Here is a 23,781-nt window from a genome sequence, read left to right as displayed (position 1 = left end):
CGAAAACGGTGGGATTCAGCGGCCGGAATGCCTCGATTTGAGATCGGGCCGGGATGTGCTGTACAGTCATATCTCGGCCCGATGAGGCATCGGGGCGTATAGCTCAGGCGGTTAGAGCGCTTCGCTGATAACGAAGAGGTCCCAGGTTCAAGTCCTGGTACGCCCACGGAACCTAACAGGTTCAGGTAACACTGAACCGGAATGAGGTGCTTGTGAAGAAGTTGCTGGTGGTAGTTGCAGCGGCGGTCGCAGGCGTCCTGGTCTATAAAAAGGCGCAGGAATCCGAAGCTCGGAAGGATCTCTGGAGCAAGTCAACCGACAAGGTCGACTAGCCACGGAGCCCGGTCTGGAACTGGCAAAAGCCGGTCCTGACATGGGGTATGATTGACGGGTTGCTTCTTATGGGGGCATGGCGCAATTGGTAGCGCACCTGCTTTGCAAGCAGGGGGTTCGGGGTTCGAGTCCCCGTGCCTCCACCATAAGAAAAGTCCCGGTCAGAAATGACCGGGACTTTTGCGTTTAACCCAGTTTGGCTTGAGCAACTCAGTTGACTGCGCAACCCAGTGGCCGCTAACCCTCAGTTGGCCTGGGCCACGGTGTTAAGGGCCCGCTCCAGGAATGCCTTCAGTTCACCATCCCCCAGCACTGGAGTCACCACCCCGAGCTCCAGTGTCGGCTGGGTCTTGGCTTCCGCCGCTGCCAACGCAGCCTGGACATTGCGGCGGGCTTCAGCCACGGCAGGGGAATCCCCTCGCTTGGCAGCCTCGAGCATGATCAGGGCCTCCTCCACACCCCGTCCGTAATTGGCTGCTGCCTTTGCCCAATGGCTGGCGTCCTCCGCGAAGCCTGGCACCGCCATCCTCGGCAACAATTCCGGTAGCTTCTGGAGCAGCTCGGCCCGCGCCTTCAGACCGCCCGAAGGTGACCTGCCGGCGTCGTAATCCGACCAGAACTGCTCCATGTCCCGCCGGAGCTCCGGAGCAGACGGAGTGAGCTTGTCGTCCTGCCAGTCTTGGTTGAGGTCCACGAAAGCCCTTACGGCTGCGCGGACCTCCGGATCCGGGCCCGAGACCTGTTGCAGGGCTGAGTCCATCGACTTGCCGGACTTGTACGCTGGTGCATTCCATGAGAGGTCGGCGTAGTTGAAGATGGCGGGGTGAGACAGATAAGGCTCAATCATTGGATTGGTTACGATTCCGCGGACTGATTTGTACAGGTCCGGGTCCCGCCCGACGACCGGGGCCATGAAGAGGTGGTCTTGGGAAAAGTCGTTCACGGGGTAGTTATCCCAAATGACAAGGTCCCGTGGAGAACCCGGGGTCCCGTATGTCAGCCTGGCGGTTTCGGCTGAGTTGGCGCTGATCCTGTGGGAGACCACATCTTCACCGGTCCACTGGACAACGATCCCGGGGTTCAGGGACCGGCCAAGTTCCCGCTTGTAAGGATTGCTCCCGGAACCGCTGTAGAAGGTGGGAACCGTTTGCAGGGGTTCGATGTCCGGCTTTGTCGAAATGAACCGGTCATTGACGTCATTGAGGAATGAAGCCTGTGCTTTGGCCAGGTTGGCTTGACCTGCACCAAATTCCTTGAGGTCCTCTGCGCACTGGACTTTGGTGGCAATGTCATCAAGCGGAATCACGAACGAACGGACACCGATCGAATACAAGGATTCAAGCTTGGCCACTGCAAAGTTGAGATCCGCCTCGGCGGAATAGCAACTATCGATGCCCGGGGACAGCGCGTAAGTAAAGCGGATGTGGTTGGCAGTGGCGGTATCCACCAGCTCCCGTAGTTGCTTGAGGTCCTCGTCCGAGTACAGTGCCCGCCACTTCTCCCGCAGCAATGGATCATCCTTTGGGGAATAGATGTAGGTATTCATTTTTTGGCGTCCCGCAAATTTGAGGACATCCAGACGGGCCTGATGGGACCATGGGGTGCCGTAAAACCCTTCGATGACGCCACGGGTTTCCATCAGCGGCCAATCACTGACCCGGGCCGCCGACATGGCCCCATCCTTAAGCAACTGGCGCGCGGTTTGCACGGCATGGAAGACGCCGTCGGCGTCCGTTCCGGCGAGTACCGCCGTCGGAATCCCTGAAGTTTTTCCAGTGGCTATGGCGTAGCCTTCAGCTCGGCCGACTGCGTTCTGGATGTCCGCCGCGCTTTCCTTTCCCAGCTCTTTGAGTACCGGGCTTACTGTGGGATCTGCTGCGGTGCCAAGGAAGACGGCCGAAGTGCCGGCCGCTGGGCTGTCCAGGGCTGTCACGGCTTCTGCGGTACCCCCGGCTCCTGTCACCAGGTCTTGGAGGGCAGCGATGGACGCTTGGTCTGTGCCGGGGGAAGCCACAAGGTAAACGTGGCCGTTCAGAGGGATGGGATCTCCCCCTCCGGCCTGGAGATGTTGTGGGACGGGGAAGATACTTGGGATTTCGGTCTTGCCCGTACCTTGGCCACCGGACCGTTCCCGGGAAACCACCAACCAGCCCGTAACGACCAGGGCGACAGCCAGGGCCGCAACTGCGATCAGCAGCAGTACTGATCGTCTCCGTCTGGCTCCACGGACGGGCGTTGAGTTCAATCAGGTGTCCCCTTGGGAAAGCCGTCGCCGACTGTCTGGAATGTTGAATCAAGACAACCACACTGTCCGCGCCGCACATAGAGGGCGGGACGGGTGCCGCACCAAACTAAGGTTGATCCGTGAACCTTCTCATTTCAGCGCTGGGAGTCCTTGGCGTGGCTTCGTCAGGACCATTGATCGCCGGCACCTTGGGTGCCACGTCAGTGACGGCGTTGGCGATCGCCTTCTGGCGGAACGCGATCGGAGCAGTCGTGATGGCGGCGCCGGTGGCCATCCGGGAGCCCAAACAGTTTGGGAAGATCAACCGCCGCGAGTTTGGCTGGTGCACGGTTGCCGCCGTCGCCCTGGCCTTTCACTTCGCTTGCTTCATCACGGCACTGCAGCTGACCTCGGTAGCTGCAGCCACTGCCTTGGTCTGCCTCCAGTCAGCATGGATCGCGGTCTTCCAGTTGTTCAGGGGCGCCCGCCATCGCTGGCCGGTCCTGGTGGGCTTGGGGATAGCCTTTGGCGGAGTCGTGGCCATTACCGGATTCGATATGGGCTCTTCACCGCAGGCCCTGCTGGGCGACGTCCTGGCGCTGGCTGGCGGAGCTTTGGCCGGCCTGTACACCCTGGCTGGCGGCAAAGCCCGCCAGTCCATGGGAACGGGCACGTACACCACGCTCTGCTATGGAATGTGTGCCGCGATTGTTGCTGTGCTGGCTTTGCTCAGTGGCCAACCGTTGGCAGGGTTCGACGCCGGAGGTTGGCTTGGGATTCTCGCCATCACCGTTTGTGCACAGTTGGTAGGACACACTGCGTTCAACCACCTGCTGGCCACAATGAGCCCCTTGCTGGTTTCCATGATCATCCTGTTGGAAATTCCCGGGGCAGCGATCCTTGCGGCCATCTTCCTGAACGAAACACTGCCCGCCGGGACATACGCCGGCCTTGCGCTGATTCTCATTGGACTTGCGGTGGTGGTCGCCGGCCAACGGCGCGACAAAGGCGAAGCAGACCGGCGGGAGGCCGAGCTGGGAACTGACTGAGCTTCCGCCGTCGGGCTTCTACTGCCCTGCGTGCTGTTGCCGGGCAGGAAGTGGCCGGGCAGGAAGTTGTTGGACTGGGGGCCTTAGAGGCTGCTGCGTCTAATGCCCTGCGCCGCGTTGGCCGTATGAATGGCCCGCAGGAGCTTGGCGGGGAAGTAGACCGAAAAGAAGACCACCATGGGCGCTTTCAGGGCCATCTTCTTGACGTTGTGCGCCTTGTACGTCCGGTCGAAGCGCGTGACGTAATAGCGGTAGTCCCGCGGAGAGTCCTCAAGGCGTCGGGCCGACATGCCGGACACCATTTGCGGGCAATACCGGACATGGAGATCGTGCTCGGCGAGGTGCAGTGAGAGGTCGATGTCCTCGTGCATCTCATCCTTTTCATCCAGGCATGTTTCGTCCCGGATGGTTTCCCATGCGGTACGCCGAAGGGCCATGTTGGAACCGAACAGGAAGTGGTACTGGTGCTTGGCAAGGCGCAGCATCAGCTGGCGCATTTTGTCATCCGCTTTGAGCCCGAACCGGCGCATTGGCATGTCGTAATAGACCACGGGTCCGGTAGCCGCCTGGACGGACTGGTCCATGAAGGCCTTCTGGACTTGCTCAACCCAGTCAGGCTCCAGGACGGAATCGGCGTCGATGCGCCCTACGATTTCCCCGTTGGCGCTGTTGAGCCCAAAGTTGCGGGTGGGAATGAGTCCCTGCGTGGCGTCCTGCCGTAAAAGGATAATGGGGCTTTCCGGGTATTCCTGCTGCATCTGGCGCACTATCCTGGGGGTGCGGTCGGTGGAGAGATTGTCCACCACGATGATTTCTTCAGCAGGAACAGACTGGTAGATGGCCGCGATGAGGCACTGGCGAATGACGCTTTCCTCGTTATACGCCGGGATGACGATTGAAACCCCCGGAGGCACCGGGACTTCCTTGAGGGCACCCGCAACGGGTCTATCGGCTGACATCACTTCAAATCTAACACCCGGCAGAGCGTCCCCAGCGGACTGTTGGGTTACAAGCTGGCAAACACTGAAGGGATCCCGGGCTGGCCGGGATCCCTTCAGTGTTTGTATCAATGGCGGCCTCTATGAACCAGGCCAATCAGAACCCTAGAGCTGGGAGTCCTTGGACGTGGACGTTGTGTCGTCGTCCTTGTGGCCGCTTGCCGCAATGTTCCTGGTAGCGGTTTTGGCATCCGTAGCGACGTTGGACGTGGAATCCTTGCCCTTCTCGAACGCATCCTTGGTTGCCTGCTCCACTTCGGCAGCCGCTTCCTCGGGCGTAATGTCAGAAGTTTTGGATTCGGCCGGCACGGTTGCCGTCGCCGTAGCTGATGCTGCAGTGTCTGCGGGAGCCGGGGCCGGCGTTGGCGCAGGGGTTGGATTGACCGGGGCCGGCGTCTTCCAAGGATCCTCCACAGGCTTGGAGGCCTTCCACGCAGCAACACCGGCAGCAACCGCGGCTGCGATAACTGTGACAACCAGCCATCCGCGTTTCTTCGGCTTCTGCTGGACAGCCAACTGCTGGGAAACAGCCTTGCTGGTCTGGTCCGCCACTGCCTTGATCTGCTTGCCGGTGGCCTGAGCTTGCTCCTGCACGCTGTGGACCACACCCGAGTCCACCAGTTTCTGCGCAACGGCATCCACTTGGGCGGGCGCGTTCTCAAGTACGTGATGGACAACTACGGAAGCCTGGCCCAGCTGCTCGGACAGCTTGGGCAGGTACTCCTCAACTACCTTGTCCCGGGCGAGTCCAAGGGCCGGAGTTGCCTTATTAAGGGTCTCCTGGATCTTGGGCGTGGCGTCCTCCACAGCGTCATGGATCTTCGGCGCGAGGTGCGCCAGTCCATCCTGAAGCCGTGGCGTAACTGTTGCCACGCCGTCGGCGAGGTTGTGCGCCGCCGACTTCAGTCCCTCCTGAATCTTGGGGGAAGCGGTATCAATGCCGTGCTGAATACGGGGAACAGCCCAATTGACGGCTGCTTCCACACGGGGCGCCGCCCAGTCGCGGGCGTTATCCACACCAGCCGCAACGGAGTGTTCAAGGTCGCGGGCAATACGGTCTGATTTCTTCACAACTACCTCCCGATACACATGCTCGTTTGAAGCTAGCCTACGTGCCTTGAGGAACAGCGGCTATTCATCTGCAGGATTCTTCCCGGATTTCACCCAGCGCGGAACCGGCTTTACAGCCATGCCCCCGTTGACCCTGCATGAAAGAATGGGGCCATGACCATCGCAACCGCAAAAGCAACGATCCACACGAGCCTCGGCGACATCAAGGTTGACCTCTTCGGCAACCACGCCCCCAAGACGGTCGCCAACTTCATTGGCCTCGCTACGGGCGAAAAGTCCTGGACACACCCGGAAACCGGCGAAGACAAGACCGGCACGCCCCTTTACGACGGCACCATCTTCCACCGCATCATCAAGGACTTCATGATCCAGGGTGGCGATCCCCTGGGCCGCGGCGTTGGCGGACCGGGCTACAAGTTCGACGACGAAATCCACCCCGAGCTGACCTTCAACGCCCCCTACAAACTGGCCATGGCCAACGCTGGTATCCAGATGGGCAAGGGCACCAACGGGTCACAGTTCTTCATCACTACGGTCAACACCGACTGGCTGTTCGGCAAGCACAGCATCTTCGGTGAAGTAGCTGACGAGGAATCCCGCAAGGTTGTTGACGCCATTGAGGGCGTCCGCACCGGCATGGGCGACCGCCCCGTTGAGGACGTCGTCATCAACAGCATCGACATCGAACAGCTCTAGCCTGCATTCATGAGCTACGGAATCCCGTCGGCAGAGCCGTCCGCCACCATCCCGGTGTGCCCACGGCACCCGGACAGGCCCTCCTACGTGCGCTGCCAGCGCTGCGGGCGCCCCGCATGCCCCGAGTGCCAGCGGGCGGCCGCCGTCGGGTTCCAATGTGTTGATTGCGTCAACGAACAAAAACGTACGACGCCGAGCTACCGCTCTCCCTATGGCGGTGCCTTGGCAACCGGCCGGCCCTTGGTGACGTTTACGATCATCGGGTTGTGCGTGCTGGTTTACGTCCTTCAATGGATTGTTCCCGGCGACGCCGTATTCCAGAATTTTGCGTTCGCAAATTATGCAGCTGCCAGCGAGCCTTGGCGGATGCTTACGGCGGCCTTCCTTCATTCGCAAGGGTTCCTGCTGCACATCGTCCTGAACATGTACACGCTGTGGATTTTCGGACAAGCCCTTGAGCCTTTGCTCGGGCGGATCCGGTTCCTGGCCGTGTACCTGCTCTCCGCCGTTGGCGGATCCGTGGGCTACCTTTTGTTGACTCCCACCTTTCCCGTGGTTGGCGTGGTGGGAGCTTCAGGCGCCATTTTCGGCCTGTTCGGTGCCATGTTCGTAGTGCAGCGTCATCGCGGCGGCGAAACCAAACAACTTTGGGTTCTCATTGCGATCAATGGTGCCATTGGCTTCTTTGTACCCAGCATCGCCTGGCAAGCCCACTTGGGTGGCCTGATCACCGGCGGCCTCGCTGCCGCCGCTATTGCCTATGCCCCGCGGGGCAAGAACCAGGCCCTGCTCCAAGCGGGCGGCCTCATCCTCGTGGCAGGCCTTCTGGCCGTGCTCGCGTGGTTCCGCATCACTGCAGGCTAGCTGCAACACTTCCAGCAACTATTACCGGTTGCCGCAGTATCGTCCTGAGTTTCTCCGGTGCAGTGCGGCGAGCGTCGCTGAGATAGATCTCGTGATGCTTCCCCGACATCGTCAGCGACTCGCCGGGAATGAAGCTGTTGTGCATTTCCGCGAGCACTGGTCCCTCGTCATCGTAGGGCCCTATGTGGAGGGTCTGGGCGCTTAGCCCTTCATCGAGTGTTTCCAATCGAAGAGCGTCAATTGCCGGGCCATGGCCCTTTTGGGCGACGATCTTACGTGCGTCCTCGAAGTGGTCCTGGGTCATCCAGCCGGGAACCATATTCATCAAGGTCCAGTCCCAGCGTGACTTGTCCCTGGCGCTTGTAAACGTATCCATGTCCTCTGCCCACCAGAGCGCTTCCAAGGGCATCACGGTGTAGTCGCGGCCCAGCTCCTGCTTGCTGAAGAACTTCATCTTGTAAGCGACCGGATAGATGGTGGCCAGCGCATCCCTATAGCACTGGGACGTGTTTGGATCCCCATGGCCGTCGATCATGAGGAACTGCAGGGCTGGAACCGTCACCACGCAAAACCTGCCGTGCGACGCGTTGTACGTTCCGATCTGCTTTTTAAGGTCGACTTTCATCGGCAAGTAATCCCACTCCCCTATTATCGGCGTTGGACGTTATCCACAGCTGTTGTCCACAGTGTGAGTAACTTACATCCGTGTAGTTAGCTTGTTAGGGGCCTGTGCGGCCTGTCAGGGCAGTAGATATCCCCGGAAAGGCATGGATTCATCCACATCTGTGGATAACTTTGTCCCCCAAGCTGCCTCGTTTGTGGACAACCAAGCCCTTTCCAGGCGAGCTGTGGATAAAGCTGTTAATGGTGGTGTGGAGGGGCCTCTATCAACAGGCTTATCAACAATGTTAATAACTTACACGTGTGTAGTTCAGGAGCGTTGCGGTTGCTTTTTTGGCGCAAGCGCGCGGATCAAGCGCGGGAAACCCACAAGTTTTCCCCACCTGTGGATAACTTGTGGGTAGGGGGTTGTTGTTAAGTGGGTAACTCCGCGGGGGATGCGAAGGTCGCGACGATGACCGGCGAGGGAGGAAGGCCGGCTTCGGGACGATTTTGGGCTTCGGATCGTCGGCGAAAGCGCTAATGAGTGAATCCAGCAATGCTCCACTGATGAACGTTCAATGAAGATGCGGCCACTATCCACAGCGGGATGCACAGTGGGCATAACTCCCTCGTGTGGGTCCGGCGTCCAGGATCAGCACTGCGACGGGGATTCTGGGGAAAAGTACGTGGATGTCCACAGAACTTATCCACGCCTGTGGATAAAGTTACGCACTTCTGTGGAAAATGGCCTAGGGTGGCCTGTGGGGAAGGCCGAAGCCCTACTTCTGACCTTGCTCCAGCCAAACGCCCGACGTACCCCGCCTGTGGCTATCAACCAAGTGTGTGTCGATGATCCCTACGGCTTCCATGAGGGCATACATGGTGGTGGGGCCAACGAACGCAAAGCCCTTCTTACGGAGCGCCTTGGACAGCGCTATCGATTCGGGCGAAGTGGTGGGGATTTCTGCGTAGGTTCGGGGGGCAGGCGTAGTATCCGGTTTGAAGGACCACACGAAGTCCACCAGCCCGCCCTCAGCCCTAAGGGCGATGGTGGCCTTGGCGTTGGTGATTGCCGCCTGGATCTTGAGACGGTTCCTGACTATGCCGGCGTCCAGCATCAGCCGCTCGACATCCGCGTCCGTGAAAGCAGCGACGCTTTCAGGGTGGAAATCCAGGAAAGCCTTCCTGAAGGCATCCCGTTTCCGAAGGATGGTTGCCCATGACAGGCCGGCTTGGAACGCCTCAAGACTGATGCGCTCATACATCCCTTGCTCGTCCCGGACCGGCATGCCCCACTCGTGATCGTAGTAAGCCTGCATCAGCGGATCCGAGGCAGCCCACAGTGGCCGCGCCAAGCCATCCTGGCCGATGATGATGCCGGTTTCTTCCGTGGTCATGAATGCTCCTCTGCGGCCGTCCCACGGACGCCAACCCTTGCTCTTGTCTCTAGGGACATTCTGCCCCCTGCCTGTGACATTTTTATCGCTGGGATCTGGACCCTAGGACAACCCCGTGACACGCATGGTGATGTTGATTCGTCCATGGGAGAGCCCACATCCTTCCGGGCAGGTTCCGGGGAGGACCTTTGGGATGCCGTGATACGAGAACCTCGAGGCTCCGCCGAAAACGAAAAGGTCTCCCGACCTGAGTTCGACGTCCGTATACGGCTTGGTGCGCGTCTGGGTGTTGCCGAAACGGAAGAGGCACGTCTCCCCGATGCTGAGCGACACTACCGGAGCATTGGAACGTTCATCCTTGTCCTGATGCATGCCCATGGTGGCCCCGCGATCGTAGAAGTTCACCAGTGCGGCATCGGGTGTGTAATTGCCGGCGAGTTCGCCGAGAGCCTCGTTGCCTTCCGGCCCGGGCAAGTAAGCATCGGCTACGGCCTTCCTGCCCAAGCGAACCATCCACTCCGGGAACTCGAGTACCGGACTGCCGTTCACATCCGTAGCTTCCCGCGTGTAACGGTAGGGCTGCCAATGCCAGCCCAGGCAAAGGGTCCGGACAGACATCCGGTGCCCTCCCGGCAACGTCGCTGCCCGCAGGGGCACCGGCCCGTGTGTCCATTCGCCAAAGCGTTGCACGATCCACCTCTGCTGCTCCAGGCTGAGCCAGCCCGGCACGTGCACGGCGCCTGGAGCTATCACCCGGGGGCCGGCGTCGGGGGTGTCAGGTTGGATAAGAGTCAACGGAAAAAGGGCGTCCTCGCTCATGCTGCAGCCTCAAGTGTGAGGAGCCTTCGTTTCGCCTCGGTTCCGCCAAGGTAACCGCCGAAAGTGCCGTCGGACTTCACCACGCGGTGGCAGGGAACGATCACCGGCAGTGGGTTCGTAGCGCAGGCGGTTCCAACGGCGCGCACAGCTTTGGGGCTCCCGGCGGCCTGGGCCACCTGTGTGTAACTTTCGGTCCTGCCGTAGGCGATCTGCGGCAAGTGGTGGAGGACATTGAGGCGGAACCCGCGTGCAAGCTGGAAATCCAAGGGAAGGTCGAAATCCTGACGGGTGCCGTTGAAGTACTCGTCCAATTGGCGGGCAGCGGCCTCAAGTTGTGAGGGTGCATGCAGGATGCGGGGACTCACCGTGCTGGCCAGCAATTGCAATACGGCCTCATGGTTCTCACGCTCGAACGCTACCCGCACAAGGCCATGTTCCGTAGCCGCCAAAAGGAGCTTGCCCACAGGTGAATCCACCACTGAGTATGCGATATCCAGGGAATGGCTTTCATGGGCAGCGCGGACAAGTCTCGCGTGGAGGCTGGACAGGGCCGGTTCGATTCCGGCGTCGAGGGGCTTAAGGAGCACGGCAACCTCGGCGTGGTCCGGGAGCGATTCAAGAGTCATCGGATTTCTCCTTTCGCCGATGCTGGGACGGATGAGGTGGTCACGGACGTGGAATGAACCAGGAACGCCCGCACGGATTCGGGCTCTTCGCGAAGCATGGCACGGAGTGCTTTCACACCGTCGGATCCCGCACGTCGTGCGGCATCCGGTGTCCCGCCAAGAAGTGACGCTATGTCCTGATATGGGAGGCCCGCCAAATAGTGGTAGGCCACTGCCTGGCGTTGTTTAGGTGGCAATCGCCCCACAGCGCTGAGCAGCTCCGCTTGGTTGTCACCAGGAATGCCAATTTTCGAGGGCCGCTCGGGTGGCTGATCGACAGGCAAGGGGCGGCGATTACTGGAACGGATGAGATCGATGCATTTCCGATGCGCAATAGTGACGAGCCAGGCCTCAAGGTTGGCATCCTCAGGGAGGGCACCATAAGCCTGCAAAGCCGAAAGAAAGGTTTCGGACCATGCGTCGTCAGCATCATGAAGGCCCACCACTGCACGGCACACCCGGAGCACAGTGCCGCCGTGTTCCTGGACGACTGCTTCGAACGGCCTCTTGTGGGCCGGGTGCGGGCGCTGCATCAGAAGAGCTTGCCCTCTTTCACGACGGCTGGCTCTTCGAGCTCAAGAAGGAAGCGCTTGTTGCGCAGGCCGCCCGCGTAGCCGGTGAGTTGCCCCTTGCGCCCCACCACGCGGTGGCACGGGATGATGATGCTAATGGGATTCCGCCCTACTGCGGATCCAACAGCCTGGGCCAGATGGGGGTCCCCCATCTCGAGAGCCAGTTCGCCGTAGCTAATGGTTTCCCCAAAAGGAATGTGTTGGAGCCGCTGCCAGACCTTCTCTTGGAAGGCATTGCCCCGGGCCTCAAAAGCGACGTCGAATTGAGTGCGCTTTCCTTCGAGATACTCATCGAGTTGGACACGGGTCTGCTCGAAGAGTGGCTCGTCGATACGTGCCGGGACTCCGAAGTAGTCCGGCGGAGGCATGTGCCAATGGCCCTCGTAAAAGATGCCCGTCAAAAACTCCCCGCGGGCAGTCAGCGTCAGCTGCCCCAGCGGGGAATCCATGGTGGTGTGCCTGGTGTTCATAACCTGTAGACGTTCACGGGCACCGAAATGTGAGGTGTGGGATCCCTAGGCGCGCCAGCGCGTAGTCATGAGGAATCCGACGATGGCGATGCCGAACCCGGCAACGATGTTCCACGAAGCCCATTCCTGCACGGGGAACTTGCCCTCGGTGATGTAGAACGTGATGATCCAGATCAGCCCCAGGATCATCAGGCCGAACATGACCGGCTTGTACCAAACGGGATTCGGCTTGTACTGCTGTGCGGCGGAAGTCTGCTGGGCCTGACGGGCAGGCCGCTTGCGGGGCTTGGACTCGGGCACGGATCCTCCTTGGCTGTTCGATTGAAACCCGATGCTGCCGGCCTTGGTATCCTGCAGGAAGGAAAAATTCCAGCGGTCAACGGCCACGCGGTGCTCCGGGTTGTTACTAGCTGTCAAGTCTAGCCGCAACCGGGGTAGGCCAGCGCCGCCCGCGCCCTACATGAGGAGACCCTGTGGCGGACCAGCAGACGACGGCGGCTGCCGCCGTGCCGTCCGCCCGCCGGAACCAGGGGAAGCCTCCCCGCGACCGGCTCACAGCCTCGGCTGTTATGCGCAAGATCAGCCAGGTACTGGGCGAGTTGCTCATTACTGCAGGCATTGTCCTCTTGCTTTTTGTGGGCTGGGAGCTGTGGTGGACCAACGTGGAGGCCGACGCAAAGCAGACCGAAGCCGTGAAGAGTTTTGCACAGGAATTTGCGGGGCCGGTAACGCCAGCCGCCAGCCAGGCCACGGACTACGGTCCGCCCGTCGTCGGGACAGCACCTGCCCATGGGAAAACGATCGGGATCATGTACATCCCGCGATTCGGTCCGGACTACACGCGGCCCATTATCGAAGGAACAGACCAGGATGTCCTGGACACGCTGGGCCTGGGACACTACGGAAACACCAGCATGCCTGGAGCCCTCGGCAATTTCGCCGTCGCGGGGCACCGGCAAACACACGGCGCTGTACTGGATAACATCCACACCCTGGTCCCCGGGGACAAGATTTACGTCCAGACGCCAGACGGCTATTACACGTATGTCTTCCGCAACAACCAGATAGTGTTGCCCAGCCAAACCGACGTCTTGATGCCGGTCCCCACCCAACCCGGAGTCACGCCCCGTGAAAGCATCCTGACCATGACCAGTTGCAACCCGCGCTTCGGATCCCAGGAACGCATCATCGCCTACTCCGTCCTTGAGGGTTGGCAACCGGCCTCAGCCGGACCGCCGTCGGAAATAGCCGCCCAAGTAGCCCAAGCCCAAGGAAAGGGGTAACGGATGTACGCCTGGATCTTTCGGAATTTGCCCGGCCCCTTGTGGGTGCGGATACTGACATCGGTGGCGCTTGTGGCCGTAGCCCTCGTCCTGATGGTGGAGTTCCTCTTCCCGTGGTTCTCCCAATTCACTTCTTTGACCGACTCAACGATTGGTTTAGTGCAGCAGCCATGAGCTCAACAAAAATCCTCGTCGTGGACAACTACGACAGCTTCGTTTACACCCTGGTGGGCTACCTGCAGGAACTGGGCGCCGAGACAACCGTGGTCCGAAATGACGACGTGACACTCGCAGAAGCCAAGGAGCTTGCCGCAGCCCGTGATGGAGTCCTTATCTCTCCCGGTCCGGGAACCCCGGCAGAAGCCGGTGTTTGCATTGACCTCATCAAGTGGTGCGGCGAGGCCGCCAAGCCTATGTTCGGGGTGTGCCTTGGCCACCAGGCCCTTGCCGAAGCCTATGGGGGCGTTGTCACCCACGCTCCTGAGCTCATGCACGGGAAAACTTCGCCGGTGCAGCACGAAGGCAAGAGTGTCTTTGTCGGGCTTCCGTCGCCCGTAACGGCCACGCGCTACCACTCACTCGCCGCGGTTCGCGACTCGATCCCCGACGTCCTGGAGATCACAGCCGAGACCACGAACGGTGTGGTCATGGGCCTGCAGCACAAGACCGCTCCCCTCTGCGGTGTGCAGTTCCACCCGGAATCAGTCCTCACCGAAGGCGGCTACCAGATGCTGGGCAACTGGCTGGAGTCCCTCGGCATGACCGGAGCTGCCGAACGTGCTTCGAAGCTGAGTCCGCTGATCCAGCACTGACGTGTAGCGGCAGCTGAGGGGACGTGACCCGTTAGTCCTTCTTAGTGGGGGTCGGCTTGGGGTTGGAGGTATCTGTGGGCGTGGGTGTGGGCGTCGGAACCGGGGCCTTGGCTACCGTTACCGTCACTGTCTTGCCCTGATCCACTTCAGTATTGAAGGTTTCGCTTTGTGCCGTGACCTTGCCGGGGGTCACCTGGGAATTTTCTTGCTCCACCACGGCCATGACGAGGCCGTTCTCCTTAAGCAGCGCTTCGGCTTCCGACTGGGCAAGACCGATCAGTTGGGGCATCAGCACTTTGCCGGACGACACCTGCAGCTCAACGTTGGAAGCTGCGGCTATGGGCGCCCCGGGGGCGGGACCCGTGGTGATCACGAGTCCGATGGGAACCGTGGGGCTGTGCGTCCGCACGCTGGAGATGTTGCCCGTGATTCCCAGGCGCCGAAGGGTGTCGCGGGCGTCTGACTCGGTGCGGCCCACAATGTCGGCAGGGATAGTTACCGAGCTGGGACCGCTGGAGATGTTGAGGATGACCTCGGCGTTCTGTTCAAGCATGGAGCCCGCACTGGGTGAGGTGCCGATCGCCATGTCCTTGGCAACCTTGTCACTGGCCACGCGGGCAGTTTTGGGGACCAGCTTTGCGGAGTAGAGCTCTTGCAGCGCCTGGGACTCCGACATGTTGGTCACCGAGGGAACCGCCACCTTGGCCGGCGCCGCGGGGGGCGCGTTGACCAGGCTGTAGATCCAGAATCCGGCGCCTGCGAGAACAAGGATAGTAAAGATTGCCAGCGTCGCCGCCCAAGTGCGACGGCGGGACTTCTGGTGGGAGGTCCGCTCACGTTCGGGTGGGAGGTCCAAGGGAAGCGCTTCGTCCAGCGGTTCCTCAATGGGGTCCTGGGTCACGCCGTTGTAGTGCTCGACGTCAAGGAATCCAACGGCCGTGGCGCTCAAGAGCTGCGTTTCCGGGTCTTCGGACGAAATGAGGTCGTTGGGGTCGGTGGGTGCCTCGCTGGCGGGAAGAACGGGAACGGCAATGCCATTGCTAGCGGCCCTGAGTGCCCGCCGGAAGGCAGCCGCATCCTGGAAGCGGTCCGACCGGCTCTTTTGCAGGGCCTTGGCAAGCACGGAATCCAAAGCCTCGGAAACCTCGGGGTTATGGACGCTGGGGAGGTCCGGCGTCTCCCGGACGTGCTGGTAGGCCACTGAAACCGGGCTGTCGCCTACGAATGGTGGACGGCTGGTAAGCAGTTCGTACAGGAGGCAGCCCGCAGAGTAGAGATCGCTACGGGCATCAACGGTCTCTCCCCGTGCTTGTTCGGGGGAAAGGTATTGTGCCGTTCCCACTACAGCCTGCGTCTGCGTCATGGTGGCAGCGGAGTCAGCCATGGCCCGGGCGATGCCAAAGTCCATGACCTTGACGTCCCCGGTATCAGCACAGACCATGACGTTGGCGGGTTTGATATCGCGGTGCACAATGCCCGCCCGATGGCTGTATTCCAGCGCCGCGAGGACGCCAAGGGTGTAGCCGATGGAGTCTTCAACACCAAGTTCGTGCGCTTTGATCATGTCCCGCAGCGTCCGTCCTGCGACGAACTCCATCACGATGTACGGGACACGCACGTCCTCACCCGGTCCGCCCGGGACAGAGTACTCACCGGTATCGAAGATGGCCACGATGGAAGGGTGGTTCAGGGCTGCGACAGCCTGGGCCTCGCGTTTGAAGCGGGCCTGGAACTGGGGATCGCGGGCGAGGTCGGCACGCAGGACTTTGACTGCAATGGTGCGTCCCAGGAGCGTATCCGACCCCCGGTAGACGTCTGCCATGCCGCCACGGCCGATCAGGTCACCGAGTTCGTAGCGCCCATTGAGGATGCGCTGCGAAGAGACAGGTGTACTCTCCTCTCGGTGCGCTGGACCGGGCCGTGGCGTAGACATGGCGGCTACTTAGTTGCTCGGGCTGCCGGAGCCGCTGGGGCTGGCGCTCGGGGACGTCGGATTGCTCGGTACAAGCGACTTGGACAGGTGGTATGTGACTACCGAACCAGCCGCAACCTTTGTTCCAGGGGCCGGCTCGGACCGTACGAAGGTGCCTGGTTTCTGGCCGACGGCGCCATTGACGGGATCGCCCGGGACCCACCGCAGGTTCGCTGCTTCGATCAGTCCCCGCACCTCTTCCTCGCTGAGGCCGACCCCGATGCTGGGCACGGACACCATTTCCGGACCCTTGGAGTACTGGACAGTGATAACTTCCCCTGGATCCACGGGACCCGTGGGGTTAAGGTCAGTTACCGTGCCGGCGGGGGCAGTGTTGAACACTTCCTGCCCGTTGACCTGCAGGCCCAATCCAACAAGCTGGCTGCGGACAGTCTCAAACGGTTGTCCAAGATACTCCTCAGGGATCAGGTTGATCTTCTGGGGTGTGGACTGCGTCGGTGTCGGGGAGGGGGCCTGGGACGTCTGCGTTGGTGTGGCCGATTGCGACGTTGGACTTGCGCTCCGGCTTGCGCTTGCAGAGGTGGACTCGCCCGGACCGGGATTCGGGGAGAAGAAGCCCGACTGTGAAATCAGGAAACCAACCAGTGCGAAGAGCACCAGCAGGATCAGGGCAACGAGTGGCCAGGTCCAGGGGCTGCGCTTCTTACGCTCAGGCTCGACGTCGTCGTAGTTGTCATCATCGCTGTAGATGACTTCTTCTTCGTCGTTCAGCTGCCGCTCTGCCTCCAGCGCATTCGCCCGCGCCAAATGGTTGTCCGCGGAAGCGCCGGCGGCTCCAACAGCCGCACCGGCTGCACCTCCAACGGCGGCGGTTGCGCCGAGCACCGGAAGTGCGGAAGTCGACGTCGTGGAATGCTCCTTGCCAAACGGCGAGGTAACGACGCCGGTGGGGGCCGTAGCAGTATTGACCGGTGCCGTGATGGGTCCGGTAGCGGCTTCGAAGAGGAGCATACCCGGCACCGCGGCGTGGGCAGTGGTGATATCGCCGTTGCGGATAGCCTCGGCGGCCTCCGCCAGCTTGATGGCGTTGGCTGGACGGTTCTTTGGATCCTTGGCGAGCATCGACATCAGGAGGGCACGCACCGGCGTGGGCAGCGTCTCCGGAAGTGGTGGCGGAGCGTCGTTAACCTGTGCAAGGGCAATGGCGATCTGGGATTCACCGGAGAACGGACGGTGGCCGGTGAGGCATTCGTAGCCAATGACGCCCAGCGAGTAGATGTCAGACGAGCCGGTGGCAGTTTGTCCTGTTGCCTGCTCGGGAGCAAGGTACTGGGCGGTGCCCATGACCTGGCCGGTCTGGGTCAGCGGCACCTGGTCAGCCAGGCGGGCGATACCGAAGTCGGTGACCTTGACGCGGTTGTCCGGCGTGATCAGGAGGTTGCCCGGTTTGATGTCGCGGTGGACCAGGCCCTGGGCATGTGCCACTGCCAGTGCGCGCGCCGTCTGGGAGATGATCGAAAGGGTCATGTCAGGTGACAGGACCTGCTCGCGCTCAAGGATGCCGCTCAACGGGTGGCCGGGCACCAGTTCCATGACGAGGTACGCCGAGCCGGCTTCTTCGCCGTAATCGAAGACGTTGGCAATACCCACGTGGTTAAGGAGTGCTGTGTGGCGGGCTTCGGCGCGGAAGCGCTGGAGGAAGCCGGGGTCCCCGGTGTATTCCTCCTTGAGCACCTTGATGGCAACGATCCTGCCCAGGATCTGGTCCTTGGCCTTCCAGACCTCGCCCATGCCGCCAATCGCAATGCGACTGGTCAGCTGGAACCTGCCGCCGAGTGTGATTCCCGAAGTAGGTCTCACTTATTCAACACCGCCTCAAAAATCTTCTTTGCGTTCGGACTGGTTAGCTTGGCGCCTGTGAGCACATCCACACCTTCCATGACGATGGTGACGGCCACTTGCGGATCGTTCGCCGGGGCGAACCCGGTGAACCAAGAGTTGTTCAAACCTGAATCGCCGAGCTCGGCGGTACCCGTCTTACCGGCTACCTGGACCCCCGGGACAGCAGCGCCGCTGGCGATGCCGTTGGAGACAGCGCTGCTCATCCACTGGGTGATCTGGTTCGCGATGGGTTGGGTCGTGCTGGTGCGCAGGGCCTCCGGCTTGAACTCGCTGATCACCCGGAGGTCGGGCGCACGGACTGTCTTGACCAGGTTGGGCTTCATCTGCACACCACCGTTGGCAATTGCCGCAGTCATCAGGTTGATCTGGAGCGGGGTTGCCTTGACGTCACGCTGCCCCACTGAGGACTGGGCAAGCTGGGCCTGGTCCAGGTCCTTCGGGAAGACGCTGATGGCTTGCTGGAGCTTGAGCTGCTCGCCGAAGGTGTCCCCGAAGCCGAACTTCTCTGCCTGATCCCGGATGGCGTCCTGGCCCAGGTCCAGCGCGATGCTCGCAAAGGGAGTGTTGCATGACTGTTCCAGGGCGAAGGAGAACGTTGCCGTTTCGCGGACGTTGCAGTTGCCGCCGGCGTAGTTGGGCAGGCTCGCACTGGATCCAGGCAAGGGCAGGCTGCTGGGGTTCGGCAGTTCGCTGTCCTTGTTGTACTTGCCGGAATTCAGGGCGGCTGCGGTATCTACGAGCTTGAACACCGAGCCCGGGGACAACAAGTTACCCGTGGGCCCGCTGAGGTTCTGGTTCAAGTTGATGCCGGGAATCTTGTTCAGCTCGGCGTAGTTGGCCGCTGCGGCAGCGGTGTCGTGTGTAGCAATCAGGTTGGGGTCGTAGGACGGCTTGGAAACCATGGCAAGGATGGCGCCGGTTTTCGGGTTGGTCACAACGATCGAGCCACGCTGGCCCTCGGGGATGAGGTCGTAGGCAAGCTGCTGGATGGCGGGATCGAGCGTGAGTTCCACAGAGGCGCCCTTGGGCTCATTGCCAAGGAACATCTGGCTGACGCGGTCCAGGAACAGTTGGTCGGAGTTGCCGGCCAACTGGTCGCTGAGGGACTGTTCGAGCCCGGTGGAACCAAATCCCCTGGAGAAGTATCCCGTGATGCCCGCATAAAGTTCCGGCTGGGTGTACTTACGTTGGAACGCGCAGGACTCGTTACCTGGAACGGACTCTGCAATCGGTTTACCGGCGACGATGATCGCCCCGCGGTCGTTGCAGAATGTTGCCAGGATTGCCCGCTGATTCCATGGATTGGCGTTGAGGTCGTCAGCGCCAATGACCTGGACATAGCTGATGGCGCCGAAAATCAAGGCGAACATGGCGACGGCAGCCATCCACGAACTTCTAATTGCCTGGTTCATGGATGCTTCACCGCTTCCGTGGGCGCGCCCGGCGTGGGTACGGAAGCTGACTTGCGGGCGGCCGGGTTGGTGCTGCTTGCAGGAGGTTTATTCACCATCGGAGTGGTATCTATGGGCCCGCGGGCCGTGTTGGAGATCATGAGCAGGAGGCCGACGATTATCCAGTTGGCCAGGAGGGAGGATCCACCGGCGGCCAGGAACGGCGTGGTGAGGCCCGTCAGCGGAATAAGTCTGGTGACGCCGCCGATGACCACGAAGCACTGGAGAGCGATTGCGAAGGAGAGCCCGCACGCCAGCAACTTGCCGAACGCATCCCGGGTGCCGAGTGCGGCGCGGAAACCGCGGGTAAAAAGCAACAGGTAGAGCATCACGACAGCGAACAGGCCGATGAGGCCGAGTTCTTCGCCAATGAGTGCCACGATCATGTCGCTGTTGGCGAAGGGCACCAGGTCCGGCCGGCCCTGGCCAAGGCCTGTGCCCACAAGGCCGCCGTCAGCCATGCCGAACAGGCCTTGGACGATCTGTCCGCTGCCACCGGGTGACCTGCCAAAGACTTCGGGAGTGAACGCGTTGATCCAGCTATCGATCCTGAAGGCAACGTGCGAGAAGATCCTGGAAGCAATGAATCCGCCCCCAAGTATCAGGGCAAGGCCGATCACCACCCATGAGATGCGGCTCGTAGCGACGTAGATCATCACAATGAAGAGGCCGAAGAACAGGACTGACGATCCGAGGTCGCGCTGGAATACGAGGACGCCAATGCTCACCAACCAGGCAGTGATCATGGGACCCAGGTCCTTGAACCGCGGGAATTGCATGGGGCCGATTTTCCGTCCGGCCAGCAGGATGAGGTCCCGGTTGGAGGACAGATACCCGGCGAAGAATATTGCCAGGGTGATCTTGGCAATTTCGCCTGGCTGGAACGTCATCGGGCCGATCCTGATCCACACGCTCGCACCCAGTACTTCACCGGCAGAGATGCCCGGAACGAGCGGCAAAATCAGAAGGAAAGCACTCGCTGCCAAGGAAATGTAGGTAAACCGCCGCAAGATGCGGTGGTCCTTGAGGAACCAAATCACAGCGATGGATACCGCCATGGCAATAAGCGTCCAACGGAGCTGGTTATTACCGGTATCGTCCCCGGGCCCGTCCATGCGGTGGATCAAAGCGAGTCCGAGCCCGTTCAAGGCAACAACGATCGGAAGTATTACTGGATCGGCATACTTAGCGCGCAACCTCAGGACTACGTGGAAGGCAAAGGCAGCGACAGCAAGCAGGCTCGATTGGAACCAGAAGTCACTGTCGAGTCCACTTTCGGAATTGATGCTCACCAGAGCACTGGCGCCGATGCCAACGGCAAGCGCAAGCACGATGAGCACCAGCTCAACATTGCGGCGCGGTTTGGCCGCGGTCTCAGTCTGGATCATTTTGCCGCCTCACAGGGAGTCGGTACGGGCGAAGGCGTAGGGCTGGCAATGGCCGCTGTACTGGGAATTGGAACACTGGTTGTCGCTGACGGAGTCGGGGAAGGAGTGGTGCTGGGGCAGGTTCCCGACGTACTGCCGTAGTTCTTCAGGTTCTCCACAATACGTTGCGCATCATCAAGGTCTCCCGCAGGAACGGTCTGCCGAACACTCTGTTGACCATACTCGGGAAGGGACTCAACACGGAGGTCGGTGACAGCCTCGAGCCGGGACAACTGGATGGGGCCGAGCCGCTGCGAAATGCCGTTGAAGATTGCTACACGGGAATCGTACTCTCCAACGTAATAGCGGGTCTGCGTCCAGGCGTAGCCAAGCCATAGGCCCACCACGACGCCGAGCACAACAACAGCTGCGACGGCGGGCATGAGCCAGCGGATGCGGCGTCGTGCCGGTTCTTCGACTTCCAGACGATCCTGTTCGGCTTTGTGGGTGAGCACAGTAGCCGCACGTCGAGCAACGGTACGGCCTGCCACAGTGGGGATGGATCCGGTCTCGGCCGCCGTAGCTGCAGCACCCACGAGCTCATGGGGACGGCTGGCGAGTTCCTCTCGGAGGACTTCGGCGGAAAGATGCTCACCCAGATGCGGGTCAGTAGTGGTGGGCGGTTCTTTGGAGGTTCCGTCTTCGTCAGCGGACTCAGCCTTCTCCGCAGCTGGGCCGCCCTCCGCAGCTGGGCCGCCCTCCGCTGTTGGGTCGACAGGGCTGGAAGATGAACCGGCGTCGGCAACCTTGCCATCGTTAGCCGCTGTTGCCTTAAGCTCGCCCGGACTGGCGTCTGCGGGCTTGGTGGCGGAGGGACCTTCCGTCGGCTTGCCTGCAGCAGATGATTCCGGCCCGTCCACCGCGGCAAGCGCCGCAGGAGGAACGACGTCGACGGCGGCCGTGTTGACGTCGTCGACGGTCTCCTCAACGATTTCCAGCACGACCACGGTGACGTTGTCCGGAGCGCCGGCTTCCAGCGTGAGATTAACGAGGATTTCTGCGCATTCCCGCAGGTCCTTGGTTTCCCGGAATACCCGCTCCACCACGTGCCCTGCCACATAGTTGAGGCCATCCGAGCAGAGCAACCAGCGTTCGCCCGGTTCGACGTCGAGGGCATCCAAGTCCAGCTCAGGGCTGGCGTCGACGTCACCCAGGACGCGCATCAGGACGTTCTTGTGGGGATGTGTTTCGGCTTCTTCGGGGCGGAGCCGGCCTTCATCAATAAGGCGTTGAACGAACGTGTGGTCAATGCTGACTTGCTCAAACTTCTTGTTCCGCAGGCGGTAGGCCCGGGAATCGCCGATGTGGGCGAAATGGAGTTTGCGGCCCTCGAGGAGCAGGGCGGTGACGGTGGTGCCCATGCCGGAAAGCTTGGGATTCTGATGAACCAGCTCGGACAGCAGCGAATTGGCGGTCTGGATCTCATCGGCGAGGATCGTATCGGCGCCCTCGGGGTAGTCATCATGATCGAGGTGGATCATGTCCAGCACCGTGGAGGCCGAGGCGACGTCTCCGCCTGCATGTCCGCCCATTCCATCGGCAACGACTGCAAGATGGCGGCCCACATACGCGGAGTCGTCATTCTTGGAGCGGATCCGTCCGACGTCGGATCGCGCGGCGTAGCGCATGATGAGTGGGCGCTCCGCAGGCGTTTCCTTGCCTTCCGGGGTCTCGGGAGAGGCCATGGACTACGGCCTCAATTCAATAACCGTCTTGCCGATTCTCACGGGAACGCCAAGCTCCACCGGCAGGGCACGGGTGAGCTGCTGATCGGCCAGGTAGGTGCCGTTGGTGGACCCAAGGTCCTCAATGAACCAGCGGCTGCCCTGCGGGAACAAGCGTGCATGCCGGCCGGAAGCATAGTCGTCTTCCAGGACGAGCGTGGCTTCCTGCGCGCGGCCCAACAGGATGGGGCTTGCCGCCAAGGGAAGTGTGGTGCCCTTGAGGGGGCCCTCAGTCACCACCAAATTGCGTGCGTGCTGGATGGCTGGCGGCGGGGAAGCGGCCAATTCGGGGTGCTTGCGGACCTCGCGTGCTGTAGGAGCTCCGGTTACAGCCTTGCGGCCGATCTGGAAGTCGCGGCGCATGGTGGACACGATGCTGAAGATCAAGACCCACAGCAACAGCAGGAAACCGAAGCGAAGTGCCGTGATGGTCAGTTCGCTGATGTCGTTCACGCGTGGCCACCCAGGGTCTGGGGGAGGAGGCGGAAAATGATCTTGGTACGTCCCATCGTGATGGTTGAGCCGTCAGTGAGCTCCACGCTGCCGTCCACCTTGTGACCGTTGACGTAACTGCCATTGGTGGAGCCAAGGTCAACGGCCCACGTAGTGCCGTTCTGGGTGCGGACCTCAAGGTGCTTCCTGGAAACTCCGGTGTCATCCACCAGGATGTCCGCTTCCGAAGAGCGGCCCAGCACGACCGACTGGGCATTGAGGGAATAGCGCTGGCCGGCAATGTCCAGGACAGGCTGGAGTCGGGTGGGCTGCCGGGCGGGTGCAGCTGGAACATTCGGCCGCGGGGCTTGTGGTGCGGCAGCGGCGTCGTCGGAGGATTTCTCGGTCCGGGAAGTTATTTCGAAGTGACCGGCGCGTTCCTCCTCATTTCGACGGAACGAAATCCGGACCGCGCCCTGGAGAGTGTAGCCCTGGCTGCGAACGTGCTGGATGACTACATCGCACAGTTCCTCAGCCAGTGGAGTCCCCCACTCCTGGGCACGTCCAAAATCTTCGTCGCTGAGGAGGACATCGAACACATTGGGGGCGAGAGTGCGCCCGGCTGCGATGGTGATGGACTTATTGTCCAGCTCGCGCCGTAGCTTGCTCGCGATTTCCACAGGCTCAACACGTGCCCGCGACCCCGTGGAGAAGACATTGCGGACAGCCTTTTCAATGCCGCGCTCGACTTTGTCCAGCAAACCCATGGTCCTTCTCCTTTCCTCGCCGCGGCACCCACTGTGCCTGGTTCAATACTCGGTGCTTCGACCCGTCCACGCACACAGCAAAGTGAGCGCCGAACGGCCCTTCCACTTCCCGATACTACTGGGAGTGTCTGGGAATGGCCTTAATCCACAACGCCTTACGACGCGGAAAAGTTCGATTCCGGCCCGTTCTGCCGGGGGAGCCAGGGGGTGAAATTTCCGTGCCGTTAAGCAAAAGTTGTACGGCTTGGGCACCTCCCAGCAGCGTTGCCCACAGCCCGGCAGGGACTCG

Annotated in this window: 23 protein-coding genes and 2 tRNA genes; 8 read left to right on the top strand and 17 right to left on the bottom strand. The window is 61.2% G+C overall.

All coding sequences use genetic code 11. The annotated features are described in order from the left end of the window. Window positions 1-92 precede the first annotated feature (92 nt). The 3 genes from J2Y41_RS17770 to J2Y41_RS17760 all read left to right on the top strand — a co-directional run bounded on the left by J2Y41_RS17770 (window position 93) and on the right by J2Y41_RS17760 (window position 479). Window positions 93-166 (top strand) — tRNA-Ile (locus tag J2Y41_RS17770). Between the two features lie 46 nt (window positions 167-212). After that, on the top strand, window positions 213-332 hold the full coding sequence (locus tag J2Y41_RS17765) for a DLW-39 family protein (protein WP_216924378.1): 120 nt from the start codon (window positions 213-215) through the stop codon (window positions 330-332). A 71-nt stretch (window positions 333-403) separates the two neighbouring features. After that, a tRNA-Ala gene (locus J2Y41_RS17760) sits at window positions 404-479 on the top strand. A 98-nt stretch (window positions 480-577) separates the two neighbouring features. Here the strand turns inward: J2Y41_RS17760 and J2Y41_RS17755 are convergent. Next, window positions 578-2,578 (bottom strand): beta-N-acetylglucosaminidase domain-containing protein, encoded by a 2,001-nt coding sequence (locus J2Y41_RS17755; RefSeq protein WP_309930398.1) that lies wholly within the window; start codon window positions 2,576-2,578, stop codon window positions 578-580. 119 nt (window positions 2,579-2,697) lie between these two features. Here J2Y41_RS17755 and J2Y41_RS17750 point away from each other — a divergent pair, with 119 nt between their 5' ends. Beyond that, window positions 2,698-3,606: a DMT family transporter gene (locus J2Y41_RS17750; protein WP_224094507.1), complete on the top strand. Its 909-nt coding sequence runs from the start codon at window positions 2,698-2,700 to the stop codon at window positions 3,604-3,606. Window positions 3,607-3,689: 83 nt separating this feature from the next. On the opposite strand, the gene J2Y41_RS17745 is transcribed toward J2Y41_RS17750, so the two are convergent. Both J2Y41_RS17745 and J2Y41_RS17740 read right to left on the bottom strand, forming a co-directional pair. Then, a complete protein-coding gene (locus J2Y41_RS17745; protein WP_309930395.1) occupies window positions 3,690-4,565 on the bottom strand; it encodes a glycosyltransferase family 2 protein in 876 nt (291 codons plus the stop codon). Between the two features lie 144 nt (window positions 4,566-4,709). Continuing rightward, entirely contained in the window at window positions 4,710-5,675 is a 966-nt protein-coding gene (locus J2Y41_RS17740; RefSeq protein WP_224165939.1) for a hypothetical protein, read from the bottom strand. 153 nt (window positions 5,676-5,828) lie between these two features. On the opposite strand from J2Y41_RS17740, the gene J2Y41_RS17735 reads away from it, so the two are divergent. Further along, window positions 5,829-6,371 carry a peptidylprolyl isomerase gene (locus tag J2Y41_RS17735; RefSeq protein ID WP_216924370.1) on the top strand — a complete coding sequence of 181 codons (543 nt, stop codon included), beginning with the start codon at window positions 5,829-5,831 and terminating at the stop codon, window positions 6,369-6,371. 9 nt (window positions 6,372-6,380) lie between these two features. Continuing rightward, window positions 6,381-7,235, top strand: a complete 855-nt coding sequence (locus J2Y41_RS17730) for a rhomboid family intramembrane serine protease (protein ID WP_309930392.1) — start codon at window positions 6,381-6,383, stop codon at window positions 7,233-7,235. On the opposite strand, the gene J2Y41_RS17725 is transcribed toward J2Y41_RS17730, so the two are convergent. The 7 genes from J2Y41_RS17725 to J2Y41_RS17695 form a co-directional block, all read right to left on the bottom strand. Continuing rightward, window positions 7,222-7,860 carry a GyrI-like domain-containing protein gene (locus J2Y41_RS17725; protein ID WP_309930390.1) on the bottom strand — a complete coding sequence of 213 codons (639 nt, stop codon included), beginning with the start codon at window positions 7,858-7,860 and terminating at the stop codon, window positions 7,222-7,224. The genes J2Y41_RS17730 and J2Y41_RS17725 overlap by 14 nt on opposite strands. A 757-nt stretch (window positions 7,861-8,617) precedes the next feature. Then, window positions 8,618-9,235, bottom strand: coding sequence for a DNA-3-methyladenine glycosylase I (locus J2Y41_RS17720; protein WP_224094514.1), 618 nt, complete (start codon window positions 9,233-9,235; stop codon window positions 8,618-8,620). Between the two features lie 102 nt (window positions 9,236-9,337). Next, the gene (locus J2Y41_RS17715) at window positions 9,338-10,054 is read right to left on the bottom strand and encodes an alpha-ketoglutarate-dependent dioxygenase AlkB (RefSeq protein WP_224094515.1); all 717 of its coding nucleotides are present in this window, start codon (window positions 10,052-10,054) and stop codon (window positions 9,338-9,340) included. After that, window positions 10,051-10,680: a methylated-DNA--[protein]-cysteine S-methyltransferase gene (locus J2Y41_RS17710; RefSeq protein WP_224094516.1), complete on the bottom strand. Its 630-nt coding sequence runs from the start codon at window positions 10,678-10,680 to the stop codon at window positions 10,051-10,053. The genes J2Y41_RS17715 and J2Y41_RS17710 overlap by 4 nt, the downstream gene beginning before the upstream one ends. After that, window positions 10,677-11,252, bottom strand: coding sequence for an RNA polymerase sigma factor (locus tag J2Y41_RS17705; protein WP_224094517.1), 576 nt, complete (start codon window positions 11,250-11,252; stop codon window positions 10,677-10,679). The genes J2Y41_RS17710 and J2Y41_RS17705 overlap by 4 nt, the downstream gene beginning before the upstream one ends. Then, window positions 11,252-11,761, bottom strand: a complete 510-nt coding sequence (locus J2Y41_RS17700) for a methylated-DNA--[protein]-cysteine S-methyltransferase (protein WP_224094518.1) — start codon at window positions 11,759-11,761, stop codon at window positions 11,252-11,254. Before J2Y41_RS17700 ends, J2Y41_RS17705 begins: the two co-directional genes overlap by 1 nt. A 45-nt stretch (window positions 11,762-11,806) precedes the next feature. Beyond that, a complete protein-coding gene (locus J2Y41_RS17695; protein WP_224094519.1) occupies window positions 11,807-12,061 on the bottom strand; it encodes a cell division protein CrgA in 255 nt (84 codons plus the stop codon). Window positions 12,062-12,234: 173 nt separating this feature from the next. Here J2Y41_RS17695 and J2Y41_RS17690 point away from each other — a divergent pair, with 173 nt between their 5' ends. Both J2Y41_RS17690 and J2Y41_RS17685 read left to right on the top strand, forming a co-directional pair. After that, complete coding sequence (locus tag J2Y41_RS17690) at window positions 12,235-13,044, top strand: class E sortase (protein WP_396133560.1); 810 nt, start codon at window positions 12,235-12,237, stop codon at window positions 13,042-13,044. A 170-nt stretch (window positions 13,045-13,214) separates the two neighbouring features. Continuing rightward, window positions 13,215-13,856 (top strand): aminodeoxychorismate/anthranilate synthase component II, encoded by a 642-nt coding sequence (locus J2Y41_RS17685; RefSeq protein WP_224094520.1) that lies wholly within the window; start codon window positions 13,215-13,217, stop codon window positions 13,854-13,856. A 31-nt stretch (window positions 13,857-13,887) separates the two neighbouring features. Here J2Y41_RS17685 and pknB read toward each other — a convergent pair whose 3' ends face one another. Genes pknB through J2Y41_RS17650 form a run of 7 tightly spaced genes read right to left on the bottom strand, consistent with a single transcriptional unit; the run spans window position 13,888 to window position 23,492 of the window. Beyond that, the gene (gene pknB, locus J2Y41_RS17680; RefSeq protein WP_309930382.1) at window positions 13,888-15,789 is read right to left on the bottom strand and encodes a Stk1 family PASTA domain-containing Ser/Thr kinase; all 1,902 of its coding nucleotides are present in this window, start codon (window positions 15,787-15,789) and stop codon (window positions 13,888-13,890) included. 9 nt (window positions 15,790-15,798) lie between these two features. Continuing rightward, window positions 15,799-17,649, bottom strand: coding sequence for a protein kinase domain-containing protein (locus J2Y41_RS17675; RefSeq protein WP_224094523.1), 1,851 nt, complete (start codon window positions 17,647-17,649; stop codon window positions 15,799-15,801). Then, the gene (locus J2Y41_RS17670; protein ID WP_224094524.1) at window positions 17,646-19,103 is read right to left on the bottom strand and encodes a penicillin-binding transpeptidase domain-containing protein; all 1,458 of its coding nucleotides are present in this window, start codon (window positions 19,101-19,103) and stop codon (window positions 17,646-17,648) included. Before J2Y41_RS17670 ends, J2Y41_RS17675 begins: the two co-directional genes overlap by 4 nt. Next, window positions 19,100-20,530: an FtsW/RodA/SpoVE family cell cycle protein gene (locus J2Y41_RS17665; protein ID WP_224165946.1), complete on the bottom strand. Its 1,431-nt coding sequence runs from the start codon at window positions 20,528-20,530 to the stop codon at window positions 19,100-19,102. The genes J2Y41_RS17670 and J2Y41_RS17665 overlap by 4 nt, the downstream gene beginning before the upstream one ends. Beyond that, entirely contained in the window at window positions 20,527-22,254 is a 1,728-nt protein-coding gene (locus tag J2Y41_RS17660; protein WP_309930378.1) for a protein phosphatase 2C domain-containing protein, read from the bottom strand. Before J2Y41_RS17660 ends, J2Y41_RS17665 begins: the two co-directional genes overlap by 4 nt. Before the next feature lie 3 nt (window positions 22,255-22,257). Next, window positions 22,258-22,737 carry an FHA domain-containing protein gene (locus J2Y41_RS17655; RefSeq protein ID WP_224095160.1) on the bottom strand — a complete coding sequence of 160 codons (480 nt, stop codon included), beginning with the start codon at window positions 22,735-22,737 and terminating at the stop codon, window positions 22,258-22,260. Between the two features lie 5 nt (window positions 22,738-22,742). Next, window positions 22,743-23,492, bottom strand: a complete 750-nt coding sequence (locus tag J2Y41_RS17650) for a DUF3662 and FHA domain-containing protein (protein WP_216924342.1) — start codon at window positions 23,490-23,492, stop codon at window positions 22,743-22,745. Window positions 23,493-23,781: the final 289 nt, after the last annotated feature.

The organism is Arthrobacter sp. 1088 (assembly GCF_031455315.1).
GTDB lineage: Bacteria > Actinomycetota > Actinomycetes > Actinomycetales > Micrococcaceae > Arthrobacter.
This window is presented reverse-complemented; position numbering and strand designations above follow the sequence as displayed.

Bases quoted from the DNA above. Each gene is read 5' to 3' on its own strand.
- J2Y41_RS17670 (WP_224094524.1), bottom strand. From the start codon at position 19,103: ATGAACCAGGCAATTAGAAGTTCGTGGATGGCTGCCGTCGCCATGTTC.
- J2Y41_RS17660 (WP_309930378.1), bottom strand. From the start codon at position 22,254: ATGGCCTCTCCCGAGACCCCGGAAGGCAAGGAAACGCCTGCGGAGCGC.
- J2Y41_RS17715 (WP_224094515.1), bottom strand. From the start codon at position 10,054: ATGAGCGAGGACGCCCTTTTTCCGTTGACTCTTATCCAACCTGACACC.
- J2Y41_RS17730 (WP_309930392.1), top strand. From the start codon at position 6,381: ATGAGCTACGGAATCCCGTCGGCAGAGCCGTCCGCCACCATCCCGGTG.
- J2Y41_RS17685 (WP_224094520.1), top strand. From the start codon at position 13,215: ATGAGCTCAACAAAAATCCTCGTCGTGGACAACTACGACAGCTTCGTT.
- pknB (WP_309930382.1), bottom strand. From the start codon at position 15,789: ATGTCTACGCCACGGCCCGGTCCAGCGCACCGAGAGGAGAGTACACCT.
- J2Y41_RS17725 (WP_309930390.1), bottom strand. From the start codon at position 7,860: ATGAAAGTCGACCTTAAAAAGCAGATCGGAACGTACAACGCGTCGCAC.
- J2Y41_RS17650 (WP_216924342.1), bottom strand. From the start codon at position 23,492: ATGGGTTTGCTGGACAAAGTCGAGCGCGGCATTGAAAAGGCTGTCCGC.
- J2Y41_RS17705 (WP_224094517.1), bottom strand. From the start codon at position 11,252: ATGCAGCGCCCGCACCCGGCCCACAAGAGGCCGTTCGAAGCAGTCGTC.
- J2Y41_RS17710 (WP_224094516.1), bottom strand. From the start codon at position 10,680: ATGACTCTTGAATCGCTCCCGGACCACGCCGAGGTTGCCGTGCTCCTT.
- J2Y41_RS17735 (WP_216924370.1), top strand. From the start codon at position 5,829: ATGACCATCGCAACCGCAAAAGCAACGATCCACACGAGCCTCGGCGAC.
- J2Y41_RS17700 (WP_224094518.1), bottom strand. From the start codon at position 11,761: ATGAACACCAGGCACACCACCATGGATTCCCCGCTGGGGCAGCTGACG.
- J2Y41_RS17665 (WP_224165946.1), bottom strand. From the start codon at position 20,530: ATGATCCAGACTGAGACCGCGGCCAAACCGCGCCGCAATGTTGAGCTG.
- J2Y41_RS17720 (WP_224094514.1), bottom strand. From the start codon at position 9,235: ATGACCACGGAAGAAACCGGCATCATCATCGGCCAGGATGGCTTGGCG.
- J2Y41_RS17745 (WP_309930395.1), bottom strand. From the start codon at position 4,565: ATGTCAGCCGATAGACCCGTTGCGGGTGCCCTCAAGGAAGTCCCGGTG.